The following is a 24359-nucleotide window of genomic DNA, read 5'->3' on the forward strand; positions in this document are numbered from 1 at the left end:
ATGTGGCAAGACATCAAACGCATTGCCGCGCTGGCATGGCCAGTGCTGGTCGGCCAGTTGGCGGTCATCGCCTTCGGGGTGATGGACACCGCCATGGTCGGCCGTGCCTCGGCCTTCGACCTCGCGTCGCTCGCACTCGGCGGCTCGATCTACATCACCGTGTACGTCGGCCTGATGGGCATTCTCGTTGCCCTCTCCCCCATCGCCGCGCAGCTTTACGGCGCGGGTGAGCGCATCGCCATCGGCGAGGAAGTGCGTCAGACGTTCTGGCTCGCCCTGTTCCTCGCGGTGCCCGGCTTCCTCGTGCTATCGCATCCGCAATTCATCCTGCGACTCTCCGAAGCGACGCCCGAACTCGAGGCGCGCGCGACCGCCTATCTGCATATCCTCGCTTACGGCTTGCCGGCGGCCATGCTGTTTCGCGTGTACTCGTCGCTCTCGACCGCCGTGGCGCAACCGCGCATCGTCATGATGATTCAGGTGACGGGACTGGCGCTGAAGGTGCCGCTGAATCTCGCGCTGATCTACGGCGTGGATCGACTGGGCATCCCGGCGCTGGGCAGTACCGGGTGCGCCATCGCCACGACCGCCATCAACTGGGTCTCCTGCGGCCTCGGACTGCTGCTGATGGCGCGGCATCCGAAGCTGCGCGAATTCGGCGTCTTCACGAAGTTCTGCTGGCCGCAGTGGCAAGCGATTCGCGCACTGCTCAAACTCGGCGTGCCGATGGGCTTGAGTTACCTCATCGAAGTTACGGCCTACTCGTTCATGGCGATCTTCATCGCCCGACTGGGCGACGTCACGCTTGCGGGCCATCAGATCGCCGCAAACCTCGGAGCGCTCATGTACATGCTGCCGATGTCGATCGGCATCGCAACGGCAACGCTCACCGCGCAGGCCATCGGCTCACGCGACTACAAGGCGGCGCAACTGGTCGGACGGCGTGGCGTCGAGCTGGCCGGGACGTTGGGATTGCTCGTGGCCTTGCTGATGTGGCTCGGCCGACCGCTGGTGCTCGCCGCCTACACATCGGACCCGCTGGTCGCCGCCGTCACCGCGCCGCTGCTGACCATCGTCGCCTTCTATCACATCTTCGACGCCCTTCAGGTGAACGCCGTCTTCGTCTTGCGCGCATGGAAAGTTGCGGTCGTACCGACCGTCATCTACGCCCTGTCGCTATGGGGCGTGGGATTGGGCGGCGGATACGTGCTCGGCTTCGACGTCGGCGGCCTCTCGCCCGCCTGGCTTCACGGGGCCACCGGATTCTGGGCCGCCAACAGCGCGAGCGTTGCGGTCGCCGCCATCGGATTGCTGATGTATCTGCGCTGGGTCGTGCATGTCAAAGGCACGGCGACGGACTGAATTCAGGCCAAGTTGTACGACAACAAAAAGCACTACGCACGCACGCCCCCTCCCTCCCAACTTCGTCGACTGACAGCTTCACTCGGCCGATACTTCAAGAAAACGGGTATACCCGCAAAGGCAATCTCCGGAACTTTCCATAGAATGTTGTCTGACGACATACAACAATATGTCATCCTCTTCGTTCCCTTTGGTCTGATCAACGTTCCCTGCCATGAGCCGAACCCCCATCGTCACCGAATTGCGCGTTGTTCCCGTCGCCGGCCGCGACAGCATGCTGCTGAATCTCAGCGGCGCACACGGGCCGTTCTTCACCCGCAACCTTGTCATCCTGACGGACAGCGCCGGGCATACCGGCGTTGGCGAAGTGCCCGGCGGTGAGTCGATTCGCAAGACGCTGGAGGACGCCCGCCCCTACGTCGTCGGACAATCCGTCGCCAACGTTCAGGCAATTCTCGGCCAGACGCGTCGTGTCTTCGCCGACCGCGATGCGGGTGGACGTGGCCTGCAAACCTTCGATCTGCGCACGACGATCCACGCCGTGACCGCACTCGAAGCCGCACTGCTGGACTTACTCGGTCAGCACCTGGAGGTGCCCGTCGCCGCCCTGCTAGGCGAGGGACAGCAGCGCAGTGAAGTCGCGATGCTCGGGTATCTGTTCTTCATCGGCGACCGCAATGCCACCGATCTGGCCTATGCCGACAATCGCGGCGCACGCGACAACTGGGAGCGCGTGCGTACGGAAGTCGCCATGACACCCGATGCCGTCGTCAAGCTGGCCGAGGCAGCACATGCGCGTTACGGCTTTCAGGACTTCAAGCTCAAAGGCGGCGTGCTGGAGGGCGACGCGGAAATCGAAGCTGTCACCGCCCTTGCAAAGCGCTTCCCGCAGGCACGCGTGACGCTCGATCCGAATGGCGCATGGTCGCTGGCCGAGGCCGTGCGTCTGTGCCGCGATCAGCACGACGTGCTGGCGTACGCAGAAGATCCGTGCGGTGCAGAAAACGGCTATTCGGGTCGCGAAGTGATGGCGGAATTCCGCCGCGCGACAGGGTTGCCGACGGCCACCAACATGATCGCGACGGATTGGCGTCAGATGGGCCACGCGATTCAGTTGCAGTCCGTGGACATTCCGCTCGCCGATCCGCATTTCTGGACGATGCAGGGCTCGGTGCGCGTCGCGCAGATGTGCCACGAGTGGGGACTGACGTGGGGCTCGCACTCGAATAACCACTTCGATGTGTCGCTTGCGATGTTCACCCACGTGGCGGCGGCCGCGCCCGGCAAGATCACTGCCATCGATACCCACTGGATCTGGCAGGACGGTCAATACCTGACGCGCAACCCGCTGCAAATCATCGGCGGCAACGTGCAGGTGCCGACCGTTCCAGGTCTGGGGGTGACGCTGGACATGGACGCCGTCGAGGCCGCCCACGCGCTGTACCTCGAACACGGCCTCGGTGCGCGCGACGACAGCGTTGCCATGCAATATCTTGTGCCGGACTGGAAATTCGATCCGAAACGCCCTTGCCTGATGCGCTGATTCATCGGCATTTCTCGCGTCTGTCAGTGCATCATTCGGAGCGTCGGAAGCTCAAAATCCCGACGCTCTGTCACCGCCCGGTCGCAATGCGCACGAACTGCGAAATTTCAAAAAACGACGCGAAAAATCCGCAAGGCTATTAAAGGGGGAATCAGAAGAGGAAAAATCGGTATCGAAACCTTCGGAATGCCTCATTGCGAGACCCTGCGATACCTGTGTGATGCTCGATGGCCGAGTGATTTCGGGCATAAAAAAAGCCCAGGCGGTTAAGCCTGGGCTTTCTTCGTTTGGCGGAGCGGACGGGGCTCGAACCCGCGACCCCCGGCGTGACAGGCCGGTATTCTAACCAACTGAACTACCGCTCCAAACTTGCTACAGCATTGCGATGTCACTCACTTTGCTTTCCTGCTAGTTGTCCGGCATTGCTGCATTTTCATGCGCATATCACCGAACTTCGTAGGTTTTGGCGGAGCGGACGGGGCTCGAACCCGCGACCCCCGGCGTGACAGGCCGGTATTCTAACCAACTGAACTACCGCTCCAAAACCGACAAAAAAACCCGCCTAACTTTCAGCGGGCTTTACGCCACAAACTGCCTGGCATTTTTAAACTGATACCGACTCGCTACCGGCACCAATTCTGGCGTCCCCTAGGGGATTCGAACCCCTGTACTCACCGTGAAAGGGTGATGTCCTAGGCCTCTAGACGAAGGGGACAAAATCGTCAAAACTTTGTCTGTTTCGCTACTGCTTACTGCATTTCGCGAAGAACGCTATTCTAAACAACATTTCTTCGCTTGTGAAGCTTTATTTTCAAGTTTTTTGCATCGTTTTTGCAAGAATCTTGCTCTTTCGACGCAGCCTGAAAATCAAGCTTCTGAATCCGTGGTGGAGGTAAGCGGGATCGAACCGCTGACCTCTTGCATGCCATGCAAGCGCTCTCCCAGCTGAGCTATACCCCCCGAACAGAGAAATGAGATTCTAATGACAAACCCATTTCCTGTAAATACCCTCCTCGCATTTTTTCCGCATTATTTTGCGAATCCGTGCGAAAGATAAAAAAACGGCGACTCACAAGAGTCGCCGTCTTCTTTATCGCGGTCATGGCATGTCGTCGCGGCACGCAAGCGCGCCGCCCGGCTTCATGCCAAGGCCCGATTTACTGGGCGTCGCCTTCGCGCTTGACCAGCAGTGCACCGCCTTGCTTCTCTTCTTCGGTCAGTGCCTTGTGCGACAGACGCAGACGACCCTTGTCGTCTTGCTGGATCACCTTCACGCGCACGGCCTGACCTTCCTTGACGTACTCGTTGATGTCCTTGATGCGCTCGTTGGCAATTTCCGAGATGTGCAGCAGACCGTCCTTACCCGGCAGCACCGAGACGATGGCGCCAAACTCGAGCAGCTTGAGCACGGTACCGTCGTAGACCTGGCCGACCTCGACTTCCACCGTGATCAGCTCGATACGACGCTTCGCTTCGGCAATGCCTTCGGCGCTCGGGCTGGCGATGGTCACCACGCCGTCGTCCGAGATGTCGATGCTCGTGCCGGTCTCTTCCGTCAGCGCGCGGATCACCGAACCACCCTTACCGATCACGTCACGGATCTTTTCCGGATTGATCTTGATGGTGACCATGCGCGGTGCGAATTCCGACAGCTCCGTACGCACGCCCGACTGGGCTTCCGTCATCTTGCCGAGGATATGCAGACGGCCTTCCTTGGCTTGCGCCAGCGCGACCTGCATGATTTCCTTCGTGATGCCCTGGATCTTGATGTCCATCTGCAGTGCGGTCACGCCATTCGACGTACCAGCCACCTTGAAGTCCATGTCACCCAGGTGATCTTCGTCGCCGAGGATGTCGGTCAGCACGGCAAACTTGTTGCCTTCGAGGATCAGGCCCATGGCGATACCGGCGACCGGCGAGGTCATCGGCACACCGGCGTCCATCATGGCGAGGCTACCGCCGCAGACCGATGCCATCGACGACGAACCGTTCGACTCGGTGATTTCCGACACGACACGCACGGTGTAACCGAAATCGTCGGCACCCGGCAGGCACGCGACCAGCGCGCGCTTGGCCAGACGGCCGTGACCGATTTCGCGACGCTTGGGCGAACCCACGCGACCCGTTTCGCCCGTCGAGAACGGCGGGAAGTTGTAGTGCAGCATGAAGCGATCGCGGTACTCGCCTTGCAGCGCGTCGATGATCTGCTCATCGCTCTTGGTGCCCAGCGTGGCCACCACGAGTGCCTGCGTTTCGCCACGCGTGAACAGCGCCGAACCGTGGGCACGCGGCAGCACGCCAGTGCGGATCGAGATCGGACGCACGGTGCGCGTGTCGCGGCCGTCGATACGCGGCTCACCAGCCAGGATCTGGCTACGGACGATCTTGGCTTCCAGATCGAACAGGATGTTGCCGACTTCGATGTCGTCCGGTGCCGCTTCGCCCTTGGCAGCCGCAGCTTCGCCCAGCTTGGCGATCACGTCGGTGCTCACAGCGCGCAGTTGTTGCGTACGCGCCTGCTTTTCACGCGTCTGGTAAGCCGCGCGCAGTTGGCCTTCGGCCAGCTCGCCCACTTGCGAGATCAGTGCGTCGTTCTTGGCAGCCGGGGCCCATTCCCACTCGGCCTTGCCACCGTCGCGCACGAGTTCGTGAATCGCGTTGATGGCCGTTTGCATTTGCTCGTGACCGAACACGACTGCGCCCAGCATCACGTCTTCCGGCAGCTCTTGTGCTTCCGATTCCACCATCAGCACAGCTTGTTCCGTACCGGCGACGACCAGGTCGAGCTTCGACTTGGCGATCTGCTCACGCGACGGGTTGAGCACGTACTGGCTGTCGACGTAGGCAACGCGTGCGGCACCGACCGGGCCGTTGAACGGCAGACCCGAGATGGCCAGCGCGGCCGAAGCACCGATCAGGGCCGGGATGTCCGCCGGCACTTCCGGGTTCAGCGAGACGACCTGCACCACCACCTGGACTTCGTTGTAGAAGCCTTCCGGGAACAGCGGGCGGATCGGACGGTCGATCAGGCGCGACGTCAGCGTTTCGTTTTCCGACGGACGGCCTTCACGCTTGAAGAAGCCACCCGGGATCTTGCCGGCGGCGTAAGTCTTTTCAAGGTAGTCAACCGTCAGCGGGAAGAAATCCTGGCCAGCCTTGGCCTTCTTCGCGCCCACGACCGTGGCGAGCACGACGGTATCGTCCATGTCGACGAGCACAGCACCGGATGCCTGGCGAGCGATCTCACCGGTTTCCATGCGAACCGTGTTTTGTCCCCATTGGAAAGACTTGACGACTTTATTGAACATTTGCACTCCTATATCGAATCGCGCGAATGCAGCAGCGGCGCGATATCGCTGCCGGGGTGATCCCGACGCCTTACAGGGGGGAGTGTTATGCCATTCCAGCGTAGCCCGCTGCGAAAATCCGCCAGCGCGCCTCTGAGACGACCCTGGAATGACACAAGCCCTGCTTGCCGACGAGGCCCCGTAAATCGGTAACGGAGACCGGGAACCCGGCGCAACCGCCGGGCTGATCGTCCCGAAAGGCGCTCTCAGCGCATCGATCGGGTACCGCCCAAAAACAAAATGCCTGCATCAGCACGCTGATACAGGCATCTCGTCGTAATCGTAATCGCTTACTTACGCAGGCCCAGCTTCTCGATCAGGGCGCGGTAGCGGTCTGCATCCTTGCCCTTGAGGTAGTCGAGCAGCTTACGACGACGGCTCACCATGCGCAGCAGACCGCGGCGGCTGTGGTGATCCTTCATGTGTGCCTTGAAGTGCGGGGTCAGTTCGTTGATGCGCGTGGTCAGCAGCGCAACCTGAACTTCGGGGGAGCCGGTGTCATTGGCGGCGCGGGCGAATTGCGCCACGACGTCCGACTTCTTGATATCTGCGTTCGACATTTTCTTTCCTTTGGATATACACGCGGTCACGGAAGAATGGCCGTGCCGTGAACTTACAAAAACATGTACGTTGCCGTACATAAACAAAACTGCAAGTGCGCGATTATACGGGAACCGGCATCACGACGCCACTTTTTTCCGCGCTTTGCCGCAACAGACGGGCCTGCAAGCCCCATCGAACCGATCAAAACGCCAATTTCGGACGAATAATCTGGAGAAATTCGTCAAATTATCCGAAAAATCACGACCAATCGACCTTCCGGTCGCCCTCAGGGCCAACCGTCGGTCAGCGCTGACGCGCCATCCGGCACGTGCTCGGCAGCGCCACCTTGTTCATCGGCAACTCCATCACGGTCCGGAACCCGTAGCCCGAGCCCTCATTATCGAACTTCACGCCCGGCTCGCCCGCGCGACGCATCACAGAGACATACAGCGGCTCGATCATCTGATGGTCGTTCGCCCGCATCCATGCATCGGCCGGTGCCTCACGCACGCGACGGTTTTCGAGCGCGCGCGCGACGGTCGTCACATCCGTGGTCCCCGCTTGTTCTAGCGCTGCGGCAATCATGTCGACCATCACGCTCATGCGCAGCAGTGGGTAATCGTCGCGCGCCTCCGGATAGCGCGCGCGGAACGCCTTGTAGTACGCGTCCGACGCCTCACCCCCGACATTCGGATGCCACTCGGCCACCGCATACACGCGTCCGACACCGGCATCGCCCAGCGCCGCCGGGGCACCGAGCGCGTTGCCGTAGAACGTGTAGAACTTGAGCTCCATGCCCTGCTCTCGCGCAGCCTTGACGAGCAGCGTCAGATCGTTACCCCAACTGCCCGTGACCACGGTATCGGCGCCGGCCGCGCGGATACGCGCCAGATACGGCGTGAAGTCCTTCACACGACCCACTGGGCTGAACTGTTCGCCCACGATCTGTACGTCGGGACGCTTGGCGCCGATCATCTGGCGAGCCAGTGTGGCGACCTGACGTCCGAAGCTGTAATCCTGATTGAGCAGATAGACCTTCTGAATGCTGTCGTCTTGCTTGATGGCTTCGGTAAGCGCCTGCATGCGCATCGCGGCGTTGGCGTCGAACGCGAAATGCCAGAAGCTGCACTGCTCGTTGGTCAGTGCCGTATCGACGGCGGAGTAGTTGAAGAACAGCATACGCTGGCCCGGCTCACGCGCATTGCGCTTGTTGATGGCGTCGATCAGTGCCGACGCCACCGCCGAACTGTTGCCTTGCAGGACAAACGGGATACCGAGATCCCCTGCCGCCTTGAGTTGCACGAGACTGTCTTCAACTGCGCCCTTGCTGTCGAACACTGTCAGTTCAAGCGGATGTGCGCCGTCGCGCAACTTCACACCGCCACGCGCGTTCACGCGATCGATCGCGAAACGCAGATTTCGCTCGACCATCGCCCCCGCATTGCCGAAAGGCCCGCTCATCCCCTCGACGAGGGCGAGCCGAATCGGCGGCGCAGCATCGGCCACGCCGGTGGCGGCCAGCAGGCCCAAAGTGCAAAGCACCGCGCAAACACGCGCCAGCAATACATGAGATTTCATCGAGGCCTCTAGAACTGTCCCGGCGCGAATCATAACTGCCGCCACCCGCCCGGGCAAGCCAAGGCACCCCACGATGGGGAACGGTGGCGGTATGCTACCAGCTAGCCACCATCGCCCATATTTTGGGCAAATCCCCACCCCCATGAGGCCAACCATGACGTATCGTTTCCCCGTGATTATCGACACCGATACTGCGTCGACTCGAGCCATCCGCTGGGCCGCTGCTGGCGTGCTCGCGTTGTCGTTAACGGCCTGTATCACGCCGTCGTGGCAACAATTGCCCGCCTCGGCGTCGCAGGCGGAAGTGCAGGCGCAATTGGGCAAGCCCAAAGAGGTCTATCCGCTCGCGCCCGGCGTCACACGCTGGCTCTATCCGACGAAGCCGTTCGGCGAGGAAACGATTGCCGCCGACTTCGATGCTCAGGGTCGGCTGCTGCATGTCGCGCAGGTGCTGTCGACGCAGGAGTTCAACAAGGTCGAAATCGACAAATGGACCAAGACGGATGTGCTGCATCACTTTGGCGAGCCTGTCGAGACTTCGGCTTTCCCGCTGATGAAGCGCGAAGTCTGGACATATCGCTTCAAGCAGGACGACGTGTGGTTCTCGATGATGAACTTCTATTTCGACGCCGACGGCATCGTCAAGACCACCCAAATCAGCCCGGATCCGCTGCACGAGAAACGGGATAACAATCTGTTCTAAGTCAGGAGGGCGCCCTATTTCCGCGAATTCGTATCTGGACCACGCGTATCTCGCGGAACTGCGTCGCGACCTGCTGCGCTTTGCCAGGTTGCAATTGTGCGACGAACATCTGGCAGAAGATGCTGTTCAGGAAGCGCTGACGGCGGCTTGCTCGCCATCGAGCGAATTCTCCGGGCGCTCCCAACACAAGACGTGGGTTTTCGCGATTCTGCGCAACAAGCTGATCGATACCATGCGAGCGCGACGCCGCATGATCAACGCCTCGTCTCTCGAAGGCGACGCCGATGAGAACTCCGTGTTCGATCGCGAGCTTTTCGACGAGCGCGGCCATTGGAACGATCATGCGCGCCCACGCGCCTGGCCTCGCCCCGAGACACTCGTCGCCCAGCAACAGTTCTGGGCATTGTTCGACGGGTGCCTGAACACCCTGCCCGAATCCACGGGTCGCGTGTTTTCCATGCGCGAATTACTCGACATGGACATCGCCGAAATCTGCCGGGAACTTGACCTCGATGCCAATCATTGCAGCGTATTGCTATACCGCGCGCGCACTCGCTTGCGCACTTGCCTTTCGGCCAAAGGACTGGAAGCCAACGATGCCCTTGGGTAACTGCGCCAATGTCACACGTTCGCTCTCCGACAAGCTCGACCGGCCGTTGACCGCGCTTGAGAGCGCTCATGTGCATGCGCATCTGCTGATGTGCGCGGGGTGCCGCGCGTACGCAGCGCAAATCGCTACGCTGCGCGCCATATCGCGCCGCGTTGCCGGTTATGCCGATGTCGCTGCAACGTCGCTTGATAATTGACGATCAGTAGAAATTTTTTCGTCACCCTGTCATATCCGGCGTCCCCCGACGACTAAACGGTGCGATCGACAGCCAATGTGCTGCGCGATTGAACTTTTCCACCCACGCTTATCGTTTGGAGATAGCTACCATGAAGACGTCCATTCTCTCGGCTGCCGCGCTTGCCATCCTCAGCGTTTCGACCGTCGCCCTTGCCGCCCCGCAGAGCGGGCTGACGCGCGAACACGTCGTCGCCGAACTCAAGGCACTGCAAGGGGTCGGCTATCACGGCGGCACCGACCATACCCGATATCCTGCCAACCTTCTGGCAGCAAAGGCGGAACTGGCAAAGCGCGAACCGGCACCCACGCAAACCGCAACTGGCGTTGCCACTGGCGACGCCATGCCAGCACCGGCCTCGGGCATGAAATCGGGTATGAAGTCCGGAATGAAGCGCGCAGCCTATGGTGACGCATCGCTGCACGAGCGCATCTATCGCGGTCAGTAAGTCATCGATCAGAAGTCACTCGCCGCCGAGTCGGCGGCGAGCGGAGGATACCTCTGCGGACTCCCCGGAAGACGGGACTAATTTCGGAGTCGCCCCCCATGCATTACTCTCAGATGAAATGCCCTGCTGCGGCTCGGCTGGAGCGTCTCGCATACCACTTCGCGCTTTACAGCGTCGTCGGCATCTTCATCGGCTACGGCATCCATAAGTTCACCGAACGCGAAGCGGCCGCCATTTTCCCGCTGGTCAGCCAACATCCGCTGCTGGGTTGGCTCTACCTGGGTCTGAGCGCACAGACGGTGTCCAACCTCGTCGGCTGCTTCGAACTCGCCTCGGCGCTGGCCATGGCGCACGCGGGTAACCTGCGTGTGCGTCTGGCAGGCAGTCTGGGCGTGGCGCTCACCCTGATCGTGACCGTCTCGTTCCTTGCGACGACACCGGACATCCGCGGCGGCACCTTCGGTTTTCTGATCAAGGATCTGACGCTGCTGGGTGTCGCCCTGCTGGTCGCGGCACGCACATTCGCGCAGGGCCGCGAGCAGAACGTCTACAGCCAGTATCATTCGGCGCTCAGATAGCAAAAATGCCCGCCCCTGACGTGCAGGGTGCGAGCATTTTCAGCGTCGGCGGCGAAGCAAACGCCCTCGGCCGATGGATCGATCGACCGGATCGACCGAGTCTACCGGCGATTACGGTGTGAGTTGCGGATTCAGCTTCTCAGCCTTCGAGTACAACTTGTTGAGCGCCGACAGATAGGCCTTGGCCGATGCCGCAACGATGTCCGGGTCCGTACCGACCCCGTTCACGATACGGCCCGCCTTCGACAGACGCACCGTGACTTCCCCTTGCGACTGCGTGCCGGTCGTGATGGCGTTGACCGAGTACAGCAGTTGCTCCGCACCGCTCTTCACCTGCGATTCGATGGCATTGAGCACGGCGTCGACCGGCCCGTTGCCGTCGGACTCGCCCACGAGCTCCTTACCCTGCGCGGTGAACACTACACGCGCGCTCGGACGCTCACCGGTCTTGGAGTGCTGCGCCATCGACACGAGGTAGAAGTGCTCGTTGCCTTCGGCCTGCGCTTCGTTCGAGACGATCGCGAGAATGTCCTCGTCGAAGATTTCCGACTTCTGATCGGCGAGTTCCTTGAAGCGGGCGAACGCCGCATTCACGTCCTGCTCCGACTCCATCTCGATGCCCAGTTCTTGCAGACGCTGCTTAAACGCGTTACGGCCCGAGAGCTTTCCCAGCACGATCTTGTTCGCCGTCCAGCCCACGTCTTCCGCGCGCATGATTTCGTACGTATCGCGCGCCTTGAGCACACCATCCTGGTGGATGCCCGACGCGTGCGCGAACGCATTGGCGCCCACGACGGCCTTGTTCGGCTGCACGTTGAAGCCGGTGATCTGCGAAACGAGCTTCGAGGCCGGCACGATCTGCGTCGTATCGATGCCGAGTTCCAGTCCGAAATAATCCTTGCGGGTCTTGAGCGCCATCACGACTTCTTCGAGCGATGTATTGCCTGCACGCTCGCCCAAGCCGTTGATCGTGCACTCGATCTGACGCGCGCCGCCCAGTTGCACGCCAGCCAGCGAGTTCGCCACGGCCATGCCCAGGTCGTTGTGGCAGTGCACCGACCAGACCGCCTTGTCCGAGTTCGGCACGCGCTCACGCAACGTACGCACGAGCTGGCCGTAGAGTTCCGGTACGCCGTAGCCGACGGTGTCTGCCACGTTGATGGTCGTTGCCCCTTCGTTGATCACGGCTTCGAGCACGCGGCAAAGGAAGTCCAGATCCGAGCGGCTGCCGTCTTCCGGCGAGAACTCGATGTTGTCGGTGAACTGACGCGCGTAACGCACGGCAAGCTTCGCCTGCTCGAACACCTGGTCCGGGCTCATGCGCAGCTTCTTCTCCATGTGCAGCGGCGACGTGGCGATGAACGTGTGAATACGTGACGAATTCGCCCCCTTGAGCGCTTCGGCGGCCCGTGCGATATCGCGGTCGTTAGCGCGTGCGAGCGAGCAGACCGTGCTGTCCTTCACGATGCCGGCGATCGCTCGAATCGCCTCGAAATCGCCGTTCGAGCTGGCCGCGAAACCGGCTTCGATGACGTCCACGCGCAGTCGCTCCAGTTGACGGGCGATGCGGATCTTCTCGTCGCGGGTCATCGACGCGCCCGGCGACTGTTCACCGTCGCGCAAGGTCGTATCGAAAATGATCAGCTTGTCGGCCATGATTTGCTCCTGTGGGGATTTCGTAGGGTTCGGTATTTTTTGATATCAGTGCGCGGCGCGTGCAGGCATGGCCGGCCCGAAGGCGGAGAAACAGCATGGCATCAGTGGCACCGCAAGTGACGCCGTGTGCGACGCCAGAAGCGACGCCAAGCGGTGCGTGAGGAAGGCCCGGAGCCGGTCAGGCGCCTGAAATCATGAGCGCCAATATAGTCGCAAACGGGTGATTCCGCAACGCGGGCGGCAGGCGTAAAGCCCCGTACACACGGGCATTCGCGGCCATCGGACGGCGCGCTTGCCGCCTCCAGAAACGAAACAGCCCGGCACAAGGCCGGGCTGGCAATCACGGGACGAACGCCCGATCAGAGCGGCGGAATCCGCAGCACCTGCCCCGGATAAATCTTGTCCGGGCTGGAAAGCATCGGCTTGTTCGCTTCGAAGATGCCGTTGTACTTGTTGGCATCGCCATAAGCCGACTTGGAGATGGCCGACAACGTGTCGCCCGACTTCACTGTGTAGTACTTGGCTTCGGCCGACGCCGTCGAAACCGACATCTGGTCGTCCACCGCAGCAACCCCCTTCACGTTGCCGCAGCACAGGAGGATCTTCTCCTTGGTCGCCTGATCGGCCGCGACGCCGTAGACCTTGACGGTTCGGGTTGCGCCGTCGAACTCGACGTCGAGGCCAGTCGCATCCAACCCTTGCGATTTGATGTAGTTTTCGATGGCTTCACCGGCGGTGCGGTTAGCCGCATCGGCATCGGGCCCCGGGGCGGGCGGAGGTGCGTCTGCCGCGTGTGCCTTACCGAAAAGCGCCTCACCGGCGTCCTTCACGAAATCGAGTATGCCCATGATTTCTCCTTCGTTACTTCGAACTATGGAAAACAGCGACGGGCCCTGCCAGATCAGCGGAAAACGGCCCGTGCCACAAGGGTACTTCGCCTACCAACGTCAAGATTAGCGCATCCCAACGATGTCATACCTGACAACACTGACAGGTAGATATGACAAGGGGCGTACCGAGACGCCCCTGGTTTCCTACTCGGTTATTCGTCGACTTCGCCGAAAATCCGCTGACGGCGACCTTTGACGAAGCGGAACGCCCACAGCACATAGCCCGACACGCTGTATACGCAGAACATGCCGAACAGCGCCAGCGGCGGATCGGACGACACCAGAATGAAGCCGACCATGAACAGCAACACCACGCCGAACGAGACGCGCTGGCGCACATCGAGCGCCTTGCCGCTGTAGAACGGTGCGTTCGACACCATCGACATCCCCGCGTAGATCGTGAGGAAGAATGCGACCCACGGCATCCAGAACACGTTCACAGGCAACTTATTGTCGATCGTGATCCAGACGAACCCGGCGATCAGCGCCGCTGCCGCCGGACTGGCGAGCCCCTGGAAGAAGCGCTTGTCGACCACGCCGATGTTGGCGTTAAAGCGGGCCAGACGTAACGCCGCCCCCGCCACATAGACGAACGCCGCCAGCCAGCCCCACTTGCCGATCTCGTGCAGGATCCACTCGTACATCACCAGCGCCGGCGCAACGCCGAACGAGGTCATATCGGAAAGCGAATCGTACTGCTCACCGAAGGCGCTCTGCGTATTGGTCATGCGGGCTACGCGCCCGTCCATGCCGTCGAGCACCATCGCGAAAAAGATGGCAATGGCCGCCTGCTCGAAGCGATCGTTCATCGCCTGCACGATGGCGAAGAAACCGCAGAAAAGTGCTGCGGTCGTAAAAGCGTTCGGCAGCAGATAGATGCCGCGATTGCGCGGACGCACCGGCACATCGTCCTCCACACCCTGATCGTGGTCTTCGTTCATCGATGGCTCTGATGGATTCTTGTGACGGCCGAACGGCGAGAGATGCCTGACATTGTTGCGCAAGCGGCCGCGATGGTTTTCCGGCATCTATAACTCCTTTTCGATGCTAGGGTCGATGGACAGCCCCCAAGACTGCGGGCGAACCCGCGACGGATCACCGCTATTGGAACGTGAAACGCGAAAGCAGTTGCAGACCGCATCGCCAAACCTCGGCACCCCGTGGCAAAGCTTGACGACGCGGCGGCCACGGCGGCGTGCGGCCCGGAGGTCGCGCCGCCACCACTGACCTGATGCGGTTACGAGTGGCTTACAGCTCGGCGAGGATCGTCGAGGTGGCGGACACCTTGTCGCCGATCGCCACGCGCGGGCGCGAACCCAGCGGCAGATAGACGTCGACACGCGAACCGAAGCGAATGAAGCCATAACGCTGACCGCGCGTCAGACGGTCGCCCGCCTTCACGTAGCACAGGATACGGCGCGCGATCAGACCCGCGACCTGCACACTCGTCACGATCTGGCCGCCCACGTCGATCACCAGCGCATTGCGCTCGTTCTCAAGCGACGCCTTGTCGAGATCGGCGTTGAAAAAACGTCCCGGGAAATATTCCACCTTGGTCACGGTGCCGTCAACCGGGGCACGATTCGAGTGAACATTGAAGACGTTCATGAAGACGCTGATTTTCAGCGCTTCGCGGCCTGCGTACGGGTCTTGCGTGGTTTCGATGGCCACGATGCGACCGTCTGCCGGGGAGAGCACGGCATTGGCCTGCTGCGGCACTTCGCGCGGGGGGTCGCGGAAGAACTGCAGAACGAACAGGGCGATCACCCAGAACGGCGCGGCCCAAAACACGCCAGCCATAAAATGCACGACGAGCGCGACGGCGACGGCGATGCCCAGGAAGGGCCAGCCCTCGCGGGCGATGATCGGGTGAGGATAATTCATGCGATTGAACTCGCGTCCTTGGTAAAACGGTTGAGTGAGCGGGTCGGCCTGCTTTGGACCAAACCGTGGCGTGGCGGCATTGTAGCAATGCGCGCGGCACGGCGACACTTTTTCCCCAAACGACACGCGGATGTCATAAAAAAACCGCCTGTTTTACCGCAGCGACAGCTACGGCAAAACAGGCGGTCAGCGACGTCAGTTCAGAGAACTTAGTTCTTCGACTGGTCGACCAGCTTGTTCTTGGCGATCCACGGCATCATTGCGCGCAGCTTGCCGCCCACTTGCTCGATCTGGTGCTCGGCCGTGATACGACGACGCGAGATCAGGGTCGGGGCACCGGCCTTGTTTTCCAGGATGAACGACTTGGCGTACTCGCCGGTCTGGATGTCGGTCAGGCACTGCTTCATGGCCTTCTTCGTCTCTTCCGTCACGACGCGCGGGCCGGTGACGTACTCGCCGTATTCGGCGTTGTTCGAGATCGAGTAGTTCATGTTGGCGATACCGCCTTCATAGATCAGGTCGACGATCAGCTTCAGTTCGTGCAGGCACTCGAAGTAGGCCATTTCCGGCGCGTAACCGGCTTCGACCAGCGTTTCGAAACCGGCCTTGATCAGCTCGACGGTACCGCCGCACAGCACGGCTTGCTCGCCGAACAGGTCGGTTTCCGTTTCTTCGCGGAAGTTCGTTTCGATGATGCCGGCACGGCCACCGCCGTTAGCGGCAGCGTACGACAGTGCGATGTCGCGAGCGGCGCCCGACTTGTCTTGCGCCACGGCGATCAGGTGCGGCACGCCGCCACCTTGCGAGTACGTCGAGCGCACCGTGTGGCCCGGGGCCTTCGGGGCGATCATGATGACGTCGAGGTCGGCGCGCGGGATCACGCAGCCGTAGTGCACGTTGAAGCCGTGCGCGAAGGCGAGCGCAGCGCCTTCCTTGATGTTGGCGTGCACTTCGTTCTTGTACACGTCGGCGATTTGCTCATCCGGCAGCAGCATCATGACGATGTCAGCCGACTTCACGGCTTCTGCCACTTCCTTGGTGTTCAGGCCAGCGTTGACTGCCTTGTTCCACGAAGCGCCGTCTTTGCGCAGACCGACCGTCACGTTCACGCCGCTGTCCTTCAGGTTCTGTGCGTGGGCGTGGCCTTGCGAGCCGTAACCGATGATCGTGACTTGCTTGCCCTTGATGAGGGAGAGGTCGGCGTCTTTGTCGTAGAAAACTTTCATTTGGAGTGTCCCGTATTACCAAAAATAAACTGAAATCAGAATGGATCGAAATCCGCTTACCGCGTTGCCGTTGCCGGTCAGACCTTCAGGATGCGCTCACCGCGCCCGATGCCCGAGCCACCGGTACGAACCGTCTCGAGAATCGCCGTCTGGTCGAGCCCTTCGATAAATGCGTCAAGCTTCGACGAATTTCCGGTGAGCTCAATCGTATAGGTCTTTTCCGTAACGTCAATGATGCGGCCGCGGAAAATATCCGACATCCGCTTCATCTCTTCCCGCTCTTTGCCTACCGCGCGAACCTTGATCAGCATGAGTTCGCGCTCGATATGCGCGCCCTCGGTCAGATCGACCACCTTCACCACTTCGATGAGCCGGTTCAGGTGTTTCGTGATCTGCTCGATGACGTCATCGGAGCCGGTCGTGACCACCGTCATGCGTGAGAGCGACCGATCTTCGGTCGGCGCAACGGTGAGGGTCTCGATATTGTAGCCACGTGCCGAAAACAGTCCGACCACGCGCGACAGCGCGCCCGGCTCGTTTTCGAGCAAAACAGAAATAATGTGCCTCATGGTGTATCCCGGATTGTCCTTGTTGGGGACGTCGCGCCCGCGCTCCGGCAAGGCCGGCCACGACTGTCAGCGCGTACGTGCCGCTTCGTCTTACAGATCTTCCGAACCGAGCAGCATCTCGCTGATGCCCTTGCCCGCCTGAACCATCGGCCAGACGTTTTCGGTGGGATCCGTTTGGAAATCCATGAATACCGTGCGGTCCTTCAGGGCCAGCGCCTCGCGCAGTGCCGGCTCGACGTCCGACGACTTCTCGATACGCATCCCCACATGACCGTACGCCTCGGCGAGCTTCACGAAGTCCGGCAGCGCGTCCATGTACGAACTGGAGTAACGCTTGCTGTATTCGATCTGCTGCCACTGACGAACCATGCCCAGATAGCGGTTGTTGAGCGACAGAATCTTGACCGGCGTGCGGTATTGCAAGCACGTCGAGAGTTCCTGAATGCACATCTGGATCGAGCCTTCGCCGGTGATACAGGCGACTTCTGCGTCCGGATGCGCCATCTTCACGCCCATCGCCGCCGGCAAGCCGAAGCCCATCGTCCCCAGACCGCCCGAGTTAATCCAGCGGCGCGGCTTGTTGAAGCGATAGTACTGAGCGGCCCACATCTGATGCTGACCGACGTCCGAGCACACGAACGCTTCACCGTCGGTGAGCTTCCAGTAGGTCTCGACCACGTGTTGCGGCTTGATGATCTCGCTCTTGCGATCGAAGGCGAGGCAATCGCGCGAACGCCATTCCTCGATCTGCTTCCACCAGTCGGCAAGCGCCCCGGTATCCGGGCCGTGCTCGGCGGTCTGCAGATTCTCGATCATCTCGCGCAGCACTTCCTTCACGTCGCCGACGATCGGAATGTCGACCTTCACACGCTTGGAAATCGACGACGGGTCGATATCGATGTGAATGATCTTGCGGGCGGTCGACGAGAAGTGTTCCGGGTTGCCGATCACACGGTCATCGAAGCGCGCACCGATGGCGATGAGCACGTCGCAGTGCTGCATGGCCATGTTGGCTTCGTACGTGCCGTGCATGCCAAGCATGCCGAGGAACTTGGGATCGCTCGCGCGATACCCGCCCAGGCCCATGAGCGTGTTGGTCACCGGATAGCCGAGCAGGTCGCAGAACTGGTTCAGTTCCTTCGACGCATCGGCCAGAATGATGCCGCCGCCAGTGTAGATATAGGGACGCTTGGCCGAGAGCAGCAGGCTCATGGCCTTGCGGATCTGGCCCGAATGGCCCTTCGTCACCGGGTTGTACGAGCGCAGCGACACCGTCTTCGGATATTCGAAGCGGCAGCGAGCCTTGGAAACGTCCTTCGGAATGTCGACCAGTACCGGACCCGGACGGCCCGTCTTGGCGATATAGAAGGCTTTCTTGATGGTGGCGGCGAGGTCGCGCACATCCTTCACAAGGAAGTTGTGCTTGACGCAGGGACGGGTAATACCGACCGTGTCGCACTCCTGGAAGGCGTCCTGACCGATGGCGGCCGTGGGCACCTGCCCGGTGATGATGACGAGCGGGATCGAATCCATGTACGCCGTGGCAATCCCGGTGACCGCATTAGTCACACCCGGGCCAGACGTCACGAGACACACGCCGACTTTGTCGGTGGAACGCGAATAAGCGTCGGCCGCATGCACGGCTGCCTGCTCATGGCGCACCAGAATGTGCTGGATCTTGTCCTGCTTGTAGAGTTCGTCGTAGATGTAGAGAACCGAACCGCCGGGATAACCCCACAGATGTTCGACCCCCTCTTCTTGAAGCGAGCGCACGAGGATCTCGGCGCCAATCATGTCTTCAGAAGTATTTTGGTGGCGTGTAGCTTCCGCCTCGGAGAATTCCGCGCTTGGCATGTTCATCGTCGACCTTTCAAAGTTTCGGCAAAAATTTTGATTGGGTGCTCTCCCCTCGAACTTGTGGTCCGGGCTCAAGCTGCGCGTCTGAATGATGGACCCACCTGATGGGTGTGCCGATATTGAGACAATCACAGATATTGCGAACTGGCAACGTTACCGGTTTGCAGCAAAATGGTCAAGCAAGTTTATGCATTTGCAGCATGACTGCGAAGTACAGTTCGCAAAATTCCCACATCATGCGGCGCGCATCCCCACGCTGGTGCACAATCTTGACATGATAGGAAGCCGGCACCGATCCGACCGACCTAACTCGACACAACGTGACACAACCGGAAGCAAAAGCGGTTACAGGCAGGCGCGTTTTTGGTAGCATCCGCACCGACTACGCGATCTTTACGTAATCTTTACGCTTACACGGCATTTCACAGGCGCAGCGGCCGACGCTGCGTGTACCCCACCGGATGGCATCTGACAAGGAACTGGCGGATTTTCTCGCGGGCATCGAACGGCGCGCTTTCAAGCAGGCCGTCTATGCCGTACGCGACGACGAGGCCGCCCTCGATATCGTTCAGGATGCGATGATCCGTTTGGCCGAGAAGTACGGCGACAAGCCGCCGTCCGACCTGCCGCTGCTGTTCACGCGCATCCTCCAGAACACCATTCACGACTATTTCCGCCGCCAGAAGGTGCGCAACACGTGGGTCACGCTGTTCTCCAACCTCGCCGGCCCCGGCGACGACGAACGCGACGACTTCGACCCGCTGGAAACCTTACTGGGCGAGGATGGGTCTGTGCAAACCGAGAGCAGCGAAGACTCGGTTTCGCGTGCCGAAATTCTCACGCTCATCGAAGCGGAAATACAGAAACTACCGACACGTCAACGAGAAGCCTTCCTCATGCGTTACTGGGAAGACATGGACGTTGCCGAGACCGCCGCCACGATGGGGTGCTCGGAAGGCAGCGTCAAGACGCACTGCTCGCGTGCCACTCACGCGTTGGCACAGGCGTTGAAGGCAAAAGGGATCAGGTTATGAGTCACGATCTGGAAACGAGGGAAATTCGCTTCGCACATCGCGTGCGACTGGCATTGGACGAAGCGTCCGAGGCACCGTCGCCGAACATCGCGGCCCGGCTGGCCGCCGCGCGCCAGGAGGCGCTCGCCCGCAAGAAGCCCGAACCGGTGGCCGTTGTGCAACCGGCGCTGGTGCTCGCGGGTGTAGGCGGCATGCAATCGCCGGATATCGGCGGGCCGCGTCGCGCGTTCGACAAACTGGGCCGTCTGGGTCTGCTCTGGCCGCTCGCCGCACTGGTGATCGGTCTGGCAGGCATAGCGTACTGGGAACATCAGCAGCATATTCAGGATCTGGCGGATATCGACGCTGCCGTATTGAGCGACGAACTGCCGCTATCGGCCTATGCCGATCATGGTTTCAACGCTTACGTGAAGCGTGCCCAGTAGTCCCCCCATCCAAGACCAGCCAGTGACGCGACGCAACGTACTTTTTCTGGTCGCCGCGCTAGTCGTCGCCGCTCTTGCCGGCACGGCAGCGCTGCGCCGCTCGCAAGCCCCCGAACCGGTGTCCGATGCGCCGCCGGTGATCGACGGCACCACCGCATCCGGCAACGGCGCGGCGGCGGCCTCCGGCCCCGTCGGTATGCTCACCGCCAGCCAGCCCGCTGCAACCAGCGCGCCGCTGGCTGCCCTGCCCTCGCCGGGTGGTGCGTGGGCGAAGCTCAATGCCGCACAGCAGGAAGCCCTCGCCCCGCTCGCCCAGGACTGGAACCGGATGAGCGAACGTCAGCGCGAGAAGTGGGTCGAGATCGCCAAGCGTTTTCAGACGTTGTCGCCCGAAGGCCGCAAGCGTCTGCACGACCGTATGGCCGACTGGGTGCGCCTGACGCCTGAGCAGCGCCAACTGGCCCGCGAAAGCTATCAGAACGCCAAGACCTTGCCGCCGGAGCGCAAAGCGCAGGTCTGGCAGCAGTACCAGCAGCTCACGGAAGAGCAGAAAAAGCGTCTGGCGGCGGACGACAAGAAGCAATCCAACCGTCCCAACGTGGTCAGCGCACCGCCCACAGGCCGTTCCGGCGTGAAGAATCCGTACGCTGCCGTGCATCGCAAGGATGGTGCTGCCGCCTCGAAGAACGGTGCGTTGCCCGTACCCGCACCGGTCGCGTCGACCCCGTCGGCCGCCCTTCCGGCACCGGCATCCGGCTCGTCGTCACCCGCCGCGTCCAATCCGTCAGCCGCCAGCAACGGTGCAGCCAGCGCCGCCCCGGCCAACAGCGACAAGAACGCGGACACCTTCAATTCGGATCTGTATCACCACAACTGACGCCAACCGTCAGCCGACATGACAGTCGACGGCCGCCTTCGGGCGGCCGTTTGCATTTGGCGCCCGTGTGAGGCCACCCCGGCTGGCTGGCCCATCCGCCCAATCTTCCGCATAATGGGCGACGCCTTCTCAGCGAATACGTAACGAACGCATGCTGCCGGATGCCAACCGGGCCGCCCCGCGCCTTCGACAACAAGACCTCAGACCACGCCGCGATGACCGACTCCGCTACGACTCAGGCTGCCAAGCCGCCTCGTTCGTCTCATTCGTCCCCTGCTGCCGACACACCTGACGCACCTGACTCCGCCGGGCCGCAAAGCTATGCCGTGCCGACGCTGCGTCGCCGTCTGCTCTCGATGGTCTACGAGTCGCTGCTGCTCTTCGGCGTGCTCTTCCTCGCGGGCTACCTCTTCAGCGCGCTGACGCAGCAACGCAGCGGACTGATGTACCGCCACGCCATGCAAACCTGGCTGTTCCTCGTGCTCGGCGCGTACTTCGTCTGGTTCTGGACGCACGGCGGTCAGACGCTTGCCATGAAGACCTGGAAGATCCGTCTGGTCGACGCGCACGGTTTGCCGGTACGCCCGGTGCGGGCGGTCCTGCGCTATGTCCTGGCGTGGCTTTGGGTGCTGCCAGCCATGGCACTCGACTGGGCGTTGGGACTCACCGGTTGGAACAGCGTGGCGCTGCTCGGCGGCTGGCTCGTGATCTGGGCGCTCGCCATGCGCGTGATGCCCGATCATCAGTTCGTTCACGACCGGCTCGCCGGTACGCGGCTCGTCAGCGTTTTGGGCAAATGAGGGGACGATGAGCACGCCGCCGCTGGCCGCCGCCCCGGTGCTGCGGCCCTCCCGTCCACATCTGATTTACGGCGCGATCGAAATCGCCCTGTCGATCGTTGTCGCCATCGCGACGTGGTCAGCGTGGCACAGCCCGTGGACGACCGTGCTCTGGACACTCCTCTGGCTTCCCTTCTCCCACGCACTCGGCCTCGCGGCTGGCTTCGTCATGGCGGCGCACGGCGACCCGAGCCCTGAGCGTCGCACCACCGCAGGCACGAACATCGCCGTCTGGGTCTATGAGTGCGCAGCGTCGATCCTCCTGCTCGACCTGTACCAACCGTGGTTCAGCGCCGCCCCACTGCCCGCGCCCAGCGGACCGGCACGCCCCGTGGCGGTCCTCCTGCTGCATGGTTACGGCTGCAATCGCGCCTTCTGGCTGCGTTTCTCCCGTCATCTGGCGGACGCTGGTTATCATTGCGACGCCGTCAATCTCGCCCCGATCTTCGGCGACATCGACGACTACGCCGAAACCATCGCCAACGCCGCGCGGCACCTTGCAGAGCGCACGCGGCTGCCTGTGGTCATCATCGGCCACAGCATGGGCGGGATCGCCGCACGCGCCGGCCTGCGCCGCTATCCGACGCTGCCTGTCGCGCACACCATCACCCTGGGTTCGCCGCACTTCGGCACGCTGCATGCGCGTCATGGCATCGGACATAACGTCCGTCAGATGAGCATCGGCAGCGAGTGGCTGGTGGCGCTGGCAAACAGCGAAAAGGATGCCGAACGCGCGCGAATCACGTCGATTTACACGGCGCACGACAACGTCGTGTATCCGGTGCGCACGTCGGTTTTGCCGGGCGCGCACAACATTGCGCTGGACGGTCTGGGGCACGTCTCTCTGGGCACGCATCCGCGCTCGCGGGCACTGGTGCTGGAGACACTTGAGCGCGTGGCGCAAGGGTTGCGGCACGGCAACTGACGCGGGCGCGACGATGCCGCCCGGCATCTCGCGATGGATGCATGCGCTGCAGGCTGTCGCATCGGCACGACGCTAAAAGACACTTTCGCGACACACGCATGACTGTCATCGTGCGTTCACGAAGGCATGGCGGAATGCTCGCATGTTCAACGCGACGTGCGAGCCGCTATGACGACGACACCCACTTTCGATCTGCCGATCCCAACGCCTTCGGCTCGCGCCGGTCACTTCGCAGACACCCCGCCGGGCCGCCCCGCCTCCCCGCCCGCCAGTCCTCCCGCCACACCGCCCTCCATCATCGACCTGCCGCCGGACACTCCCGATCCGCTCGACCCGCCGCCCGAAGGCATCACCCGCTACCGCACCATCTGGCTCTCGGACATCCACCTCGGCACGCAAGGCTGCCAGGCGGAATATCTGCTCGACTTCCTGCGGCATCACGAGTCGGATTACCTCTATCTGGTCGGCGACATCATCGACGGCTGGCATTTACGCAAAGGCTGGCACTGGCCTCAGGCGCACAACGACGTCGTGCAGAAAATGCTGCGGCGTGCACGCAAGGGCACGCAGGTGATCTACGTGCCGGGCAATCACGACGAAGCGGCACGACAGTTCTGCGGGCTGGCGTTCGGCGACATCGCCGTGCGCGACGAAGCGTTTCACACCACGCTCTCGGGCAAGCGCCTGTGGATCACCCACGGCGATCTGTTCGACGGCGTGATTCAGCACGCCAAATGGCTCGCTTATTTGGGCGACTCGCTTTATACGCTCACACTGCTGCTCAACCGTTGGTTCAACCGCGTGCGCACGCGCTTCGGCTTCCCGTATTGGTCGCTCTCGCAGTACCTGAAGCACCAAGTGAAGAACGCCGTGAATTTCATTTCCGCGTTCGAGAACGTGATGGCCGACGAAGCGCGCCGCCGCGGTTGTGACGGCGTGGTGTGCGGGCACATCCACAAGCCGGAAATCCGCGAGATCGACGGGCTGCTGTATTGCAACGACGGCGACTGGGTCGAAAGCCTGTCCGCACTCGTCGAGACGACCGAAGGCGAGCTGAAGATCATCTACTGGACACAGAAGCGCAACACGCGCGAGCGCGTGAAAGCTACACCGGTCAGCGCCTGACTCAACAGCACGAGACACCCCGAACTCAACCTGCGCATGGACGGCCGAACACCGCCCGACGTGCGCGTTACTTCACGCGCGATTGCGCGTGTCATTCCACCCGCG

The 24359-nt window shown here is 61.6% G+C and carries 23 protein-coding genes and 4 tRNA genes; 13 read left to right on the forward strand and 14 right to left on the reverse strand.

Annotation, left to right across the window (positions count from 1 at the left end; genetic code table 11):
* Positions 1-1362, forward strand: coding sequence for an MATE family efflux transporter (locus NTU39_RS16475; RefSeq protein WP_150663148.1), 1362 nt, complete (start codon positions 1-3; stop codon positions 1360-1362).
* A gap of 214 nt (positions 1363-1576) precedes the next feature.
* On the forward strand, positions 1577-2905 hold the full coding sequence (gene gudD, locus NTU39_RS16480; protein ID WP_257958081.1) for a glucarate dehydratase: 1329 nt from the start codon (positions 1577-1579) through the stop codon (positions 2903-2905).
* A 288-nt stretch (positions 2906-3193) separates the two neighbouring features.
* Here the strand turns inward: gudD and NTU39_RS16485 are convergent.
* The 7 genes from NTU39_RS16485 to NTU39_RS16515 form a co-directional block, all read right to left on the reverse strand.
* Positions 3194-3270: transfer RNA gene (locus NTU39_RS16485), tRNA-Asp, on the reverse strand.
* A 99-nt stretch (positions 3271-3369) separates the two neighbouring features.
* A tRNA-Asp gene (locus NTU39_RS16490) sits at positions 3370-3446 on the reverse strand.
* Between the two features lie 98 nt (positions 3447-3544).
* Positions 3545-3620: transfer RNA gene (locus tag NTU39_RS16495), tRNA-Glu, on the reverse strand.
* Between the two features lie 169 nt (positions 3621-3789).
* Positions 3790-3865: transfer RNA gene (locus tag NTU39_RS16500), tRNA-Ala, on the reverse strand.
* 197 nt (positions 3866-4062) lie between these two features.
* Positions 4063-6219 carry a polyribonucleotide nucleotidyltransferase gene (gene pnp, locus NTU39_RS16505; RefSeq protein WP_150574667.1) on the reverse strand — a complete coding sequence of 719 codons (2157 nt, stop codon included), beginning with the start codon at positions 6217-6219 and terminating at the stop codon, positions 4063-4065.
* Positions 6220-6542: 323 nt separating this feature from the next.
* Positions 6543-6812 (reverse strand): 30S ribosomal protein S15, encoded by a 270-nt coding sequence (gene rpsO / locus NTU39_RS16510; protein ID WP_039397648.1) that lies wholly within the window; start codon positions 6810-6812, stop codon positions 6543-6545.
* 286 nt (positions 6813-7098) lie between these two features.
* A complete protein-coding gene (locus NTU39_RS16515; RefSeq protein ID WP_257958082.1) occupies positions 7099-8373 on the reverse strand; it encodes a branched-chain amino acid ABC transporter substrate-binding protein in 1275 nt (424 codons plus the stop codon).
* A gap of 154 nt (positions 8374-8527) precedes the next feature.
* Between NTU39_RS16515 and NTU39_RS16520 the strand changes: the two genes are divergently transcribed.
* The 5 genes from NTU39_RS16520 (at position 8528) to NTU39_RS16540 (ending at position 10947) form a co-directional block, all read left to right on the forward strand.
* On the forward strand, positions 8528-9076 hold the full coding sequence (locus tag NTU39_RS16520; RefSeq protein WP_246184439.1) for a hypothetical protein: 549 nt from the start codon (positions 8528-8530) through the stop codon (positions 9074-9076).
* Positions 9077-9092: 16 nt separating this feature from the next.
* Complete coding sequence (locus NTU39_RS16525; RefSeq protein ID WP_257960096.1) at positions 9093-9686, forward strand: sigma-70 family RNA polymerase sigma factor; 594 nt, start codon at positions 9093-9095, stop codon at positions 9684-9686.
* On the forward strand, positions 9673-9882 hold the full coding sequence (locus NTU39_RS16530; protein ID WP_257958083.1) for a zf-HC2 domain-containing protein: 210 nt from the start codon (positions 9673-9675) through the stop codon (positions 9880-9882). The genes NTU39_RS16525 and NTU39_RS16530 overlap by 14 nt, the downstream gene beginning before the upstream one ends.
* A 130-nt stretch (positions 9883-10012) precedes the next feature.
* The gene (locus NTU39_RS16535; protein WP_150663154.1) at positions 10013-10369 is read left to right on the forward strand and encodes a DUF4148 domain-containing protein; all 357 of its coding nucleotides are present in this window, start codon (positions 10013-10015) and stop codon (positions 10367-10369) included.
* 98 nt (positions 10370-10467) lie between these two features.
* Positions 10468-10947, forward strand: coding sequence for a DUF417 family protein (locus NTU39_RS16540; protein ID WP_150663155.1), 480 nt, complete (start codon positions 10468-10470; stop codon positions 10945-10947).
* Positions 10948-11058: 111 nt separating this feature from the next.
* Here NTU39_RS16540 and NTU39_RS16545 read toward each other — a convergent pair whose 3' ends face one another.
* The 7 genes from NTU39_RS16545 to NTU39_RS16575 form a co-directional block, all read right to left on the reverse strand.
* Complete coding sequence (locus tag NTU39_RS16545) at positions 11059-12603, reverse strand: 2-isopropylmalate synthase (protein ID WP_257958084.1); 1545 nt, start codon at positions 12601-12603, stop codon at positions 11059-11061.
* Positions 12604-12962: 359 nt separating this feature from the next.
* On the reverse strand, positions 12963-13451 hold the full coding sequence (gene lysM / locus NTU39_RS16550) for a peptidoglycan-binding protein LysM (protein WP_150663157.1): 489 nt from the start codon (positions 13449-13451) through the stop codon (positions 12963-12965).
* A gap of 194 nt (positions 13452-13645) precedes the next feature.
* Positions 13646-14521, reverse strand: a complete 876-nt coding sequence (locus NTU39_RS16555) for a CDP-alcohol phosphatidyltransferase family protein (RefSeq protein WP_039397635.1) — start codon at positions 14519-14521, stop codon at positions 13646-13648.
* Between the two features lie 220 nt (positions 14522-14741).
* Positions 14742-15377, reverse strand: coding sequence for a phosphatidylserine decarboxylase (locus NTU39_RS16560; protein WP_039397633.1), 636 nt, complete (start codon positions 15375-15377; stop codon positions 14742-14744).
* A 209-nt stretch (positions 15378-15586) separates the two neighbouring features.
* Positions 15587-16603, reverse strand: coding sequence for a ketol-acid reductoisomerase (gene ilvC, locus NTU39_RS16565; protein ID WP_039397631.1), 1017 nt, complete (start codon positions 16601-16603; stop codon positions 15587-15589).
* A 77-nt stretch (positions 16604-16680) separates the two neighbouring features.
* Positions 16681-17172 carry an acetolactate synthase small subunit gene (gene ilvN / locus NTU39_RS16570; RefSeq protein ID WP_039397629.1) on the reverse strand — a complete coding sequence of 164 codons (492 nt, stop codon included), beginning with the start codon at positions 17170-17172 and terminating at the stop codon, positions 16681-16683.
* A gap of 90 nt (positions 17173-17262) precedes the next feature.
* Positions 17263-19032 (reverse strand): acetolactate synthase 3 catalytic subunit, encoded by a 1770-nt coding sequence (locus tag NTU39_RS16575; RefSeq protein WP_039397628.1) that lies wholly within the window; start codon positions 19030-19032, stop codon positions 17263-17265.
* A gap of 458 nt (positions 19033-19490) precedes the next feature.
* Between NTU39_RS16575 and NTU39_RS16580 the strand changes: the two genes are divergently transcribed.
* The 6 genes from NTU39_RS16580 (at position 19491) to NTU39_RS16605 (ending at position 24254) form a co-directional block, all read left to right on the forward strand.
* Positions 19491-20063 (forward strand): RNA polymerase sigma factor, encoded by a 573-nt coding sequence (locus NTU39_RS16580; RefSeq protein WP_046292342.1) that lies wholly within the window; start codon positions 19491-19493, stop codon positions 20061-20063.
* Positions 20060-20488: a DUF3619 family protein gene (locus NTU39_RS16585; protein WP_039397623.1), complete on the forward strand. Its 429-nt coding sequence runs from the start codon at positions 20060-20062 to the stop codon at positions 20486-20488. Before NTU39_RS16580 ends, NTU39_RS16585 begins: the two co-directional genes overlap by 4 nt.
* Positions 20489-20510: 22 nt before the next feature.
* A complete protein-coding gene (locus NTU39_RS16590) occupies positions 20511-21365 on the forward strand; it encodes a DUF3106 domain-containing protein (protein WP_257958085.1) in 855 nt (284 codons plus the stop codon).
* Between the two features lie 215 nt (positions 21366-21580).
* Positions 21581-22165 (forward strand): RDD family protein, encoded by a 585-nt coding sequence (locus tag NTU39_RS16595; protein ID WP_150663159.1) that lies wholly within the window; start codon positions 21581-21583, stop codon positions 22163-22165.
* Positions 22166-22172: 7 nt separating this feature from the next.
* Positions 22173-23129, forward strand: a complete 957-nt coding sequence (locus NTU39_RS16600; RefSeq protein WP_257958086.1) for an esterase/lipase family protein — start codon at positions 22173-22175, stop codon at positions 23127-23129.
* A 168-nt stretch (positions 23130-23297) separates the two neighbouring features.
* Complete coding sequence (locus NTU39_RS16605; protein WP_308340565.1) at positions 23298-24254, forward strand: UDP-2,3-diacylglucosamine diphosphatase; 957 nt, start codon at positions 23298-23300, stop codon at positions 24252-24254.
* Positions 24255-24359: the final 105 nt, after the last annotated feature.

It is taken from the genome of Pandoraea commovens, from assembly GCF_024704525.1.
GTDB lineage: Bacteria > Pseudomonadota > Gammaproteobacteria > Burkholderiales > Burkholderiaceae > Pandoraea > Pandoraea commovens.

Coding starts and splice junctions, on each gene's coding strand:
- NTU39_RS16475 (WP_150663148.1), top strand. CDS start 1: ATGTGGCAAGACATCAAACGCATTGCCGCGCTGGCATGGCCAGTGCTG.
- gudD (WP_257958081.1), top strand. CDS start 1,577: ATGAGCCGAACCCCCATCGTCACCGAATTGCGCGTTGTTCCCGTCGCC.
- rpsO (WP_039397648.1), bottom strand. CDS start 6,812: ATGTCGAACGCAGATATCAAGAAGTCGGACGTCGTGGCGCAATTCGCC.
- NTU39_RS16515 (WP_257958082.1), bottom strand. CDS start 8,373: ATGAAATCTCATGTATTGCTGGCGCGTGTTTGCGCGGTGCTTTGCACT.
- NTU39_RS16520 (WP_246184439.1), top strand. CDS start 8,528: ATGACGTATCGTTTCCCCGTGATTATCGACACCGATACTGCGTCGACT.
- NTU39_RS16530 (WP_257958083.1), top strand. CDS start 9,673: ATGCCCTTGGGTAACTGCGCCAATGTCACACGTTCGCTCTCCGACAAG.
- NTU39_RS16535 (WP_150663154.1), top strand. CDS start 10,013: ATGAAGACGTCCATTCTCTCGGCTGCCGCGCTTGCCATCCTCAGCGTT.
- NTU39_RS16540 (WP_150663155.1), top strand. CDS start 10,468: ATGCATTACTCTCAGATGAAATGCCCTGCTGCGGCTCGGCTGGAGCGT.
- NTU39_RS16545 (WP_257958084.1), bottom strand. CDS start 12,603: ATGGCCGACAAGCTGATCATTTTCGATACGACCTTGCGCGACGGTGAA.
- lysM (WP_150663157.1), bottom strand. CDS start 13,451: ATGGGCATACTCGATTTCGTGAAGGACGCCGGTGAGGCGCTTTTCGGT.
- NTU39_RS16555 (WP_039397635.1), bottom strand. CDS start 14,521: ATGCCGGAAAACCATCGCGGCCGCTTGCGCAACAATGTCAGGCATCTC.
- NTU39_RS16560 (WP_039397633.1), bottom strand. CDS start 15,377: ATGAATTATCCTCACCCGATCATCGCCCGCGAGGGCTGGCCCTTCCTG.
- ilvC (WP_039397631.1), bottom strand. CDS start 16,603: ATGAAAGTTTTCTACGACAAAGACGCCGACCTCTCCCTCATCAAGGGC.
- ilvN (WP_039397629.1), bottom strand. CDS start 17,172: ATGAGGCACATTATTTCTGTTTTGCTCGAAAACGAGCCGGGCGCGCTG.
- NTU39_RS16575 (WP_039397628.1), bottom strand. CDS start 19,032: ATGAACATGCCAAGCGCGGAATTCTCCGAGGCGGAAGCTACACGCCAC.
- NTU39_RS16580 (WP_046292342.1), top strand. CDS start 19,491: ATGGCATCTGACAAGGAACTGGCGGATTTTCTCGCGGGCATCGAACGG.
- NTU39_RS16585 (WP_039397623.1), top strand. CDS start 20,060: ATGAGTCACGATCTGGAAACGAGGGAAATTCGCTTCGCACATCGCGTG.
- NTU39_RS16595 (WP_150663159.1), top strand. CDS start 21,581: ATGACCGACTCCGCTACGACTCAGGCTGCCAAGCCGCCTCGTTCGTCT.
- NTU39_RS16600 (WP_257958086.1), top strand. CDS start 22,173: ATGAGCACGCCGCCGCTGGCCGCCGCCCCGGTGCTGCGGCCCTCCCGT.
- NTU39_RS16605 (WP_308340565.1), top strand. CDS start 23,298: ATGACGACGACACCCACTTTCGATCTGCCGATCCCAACGCCTTCGGCT.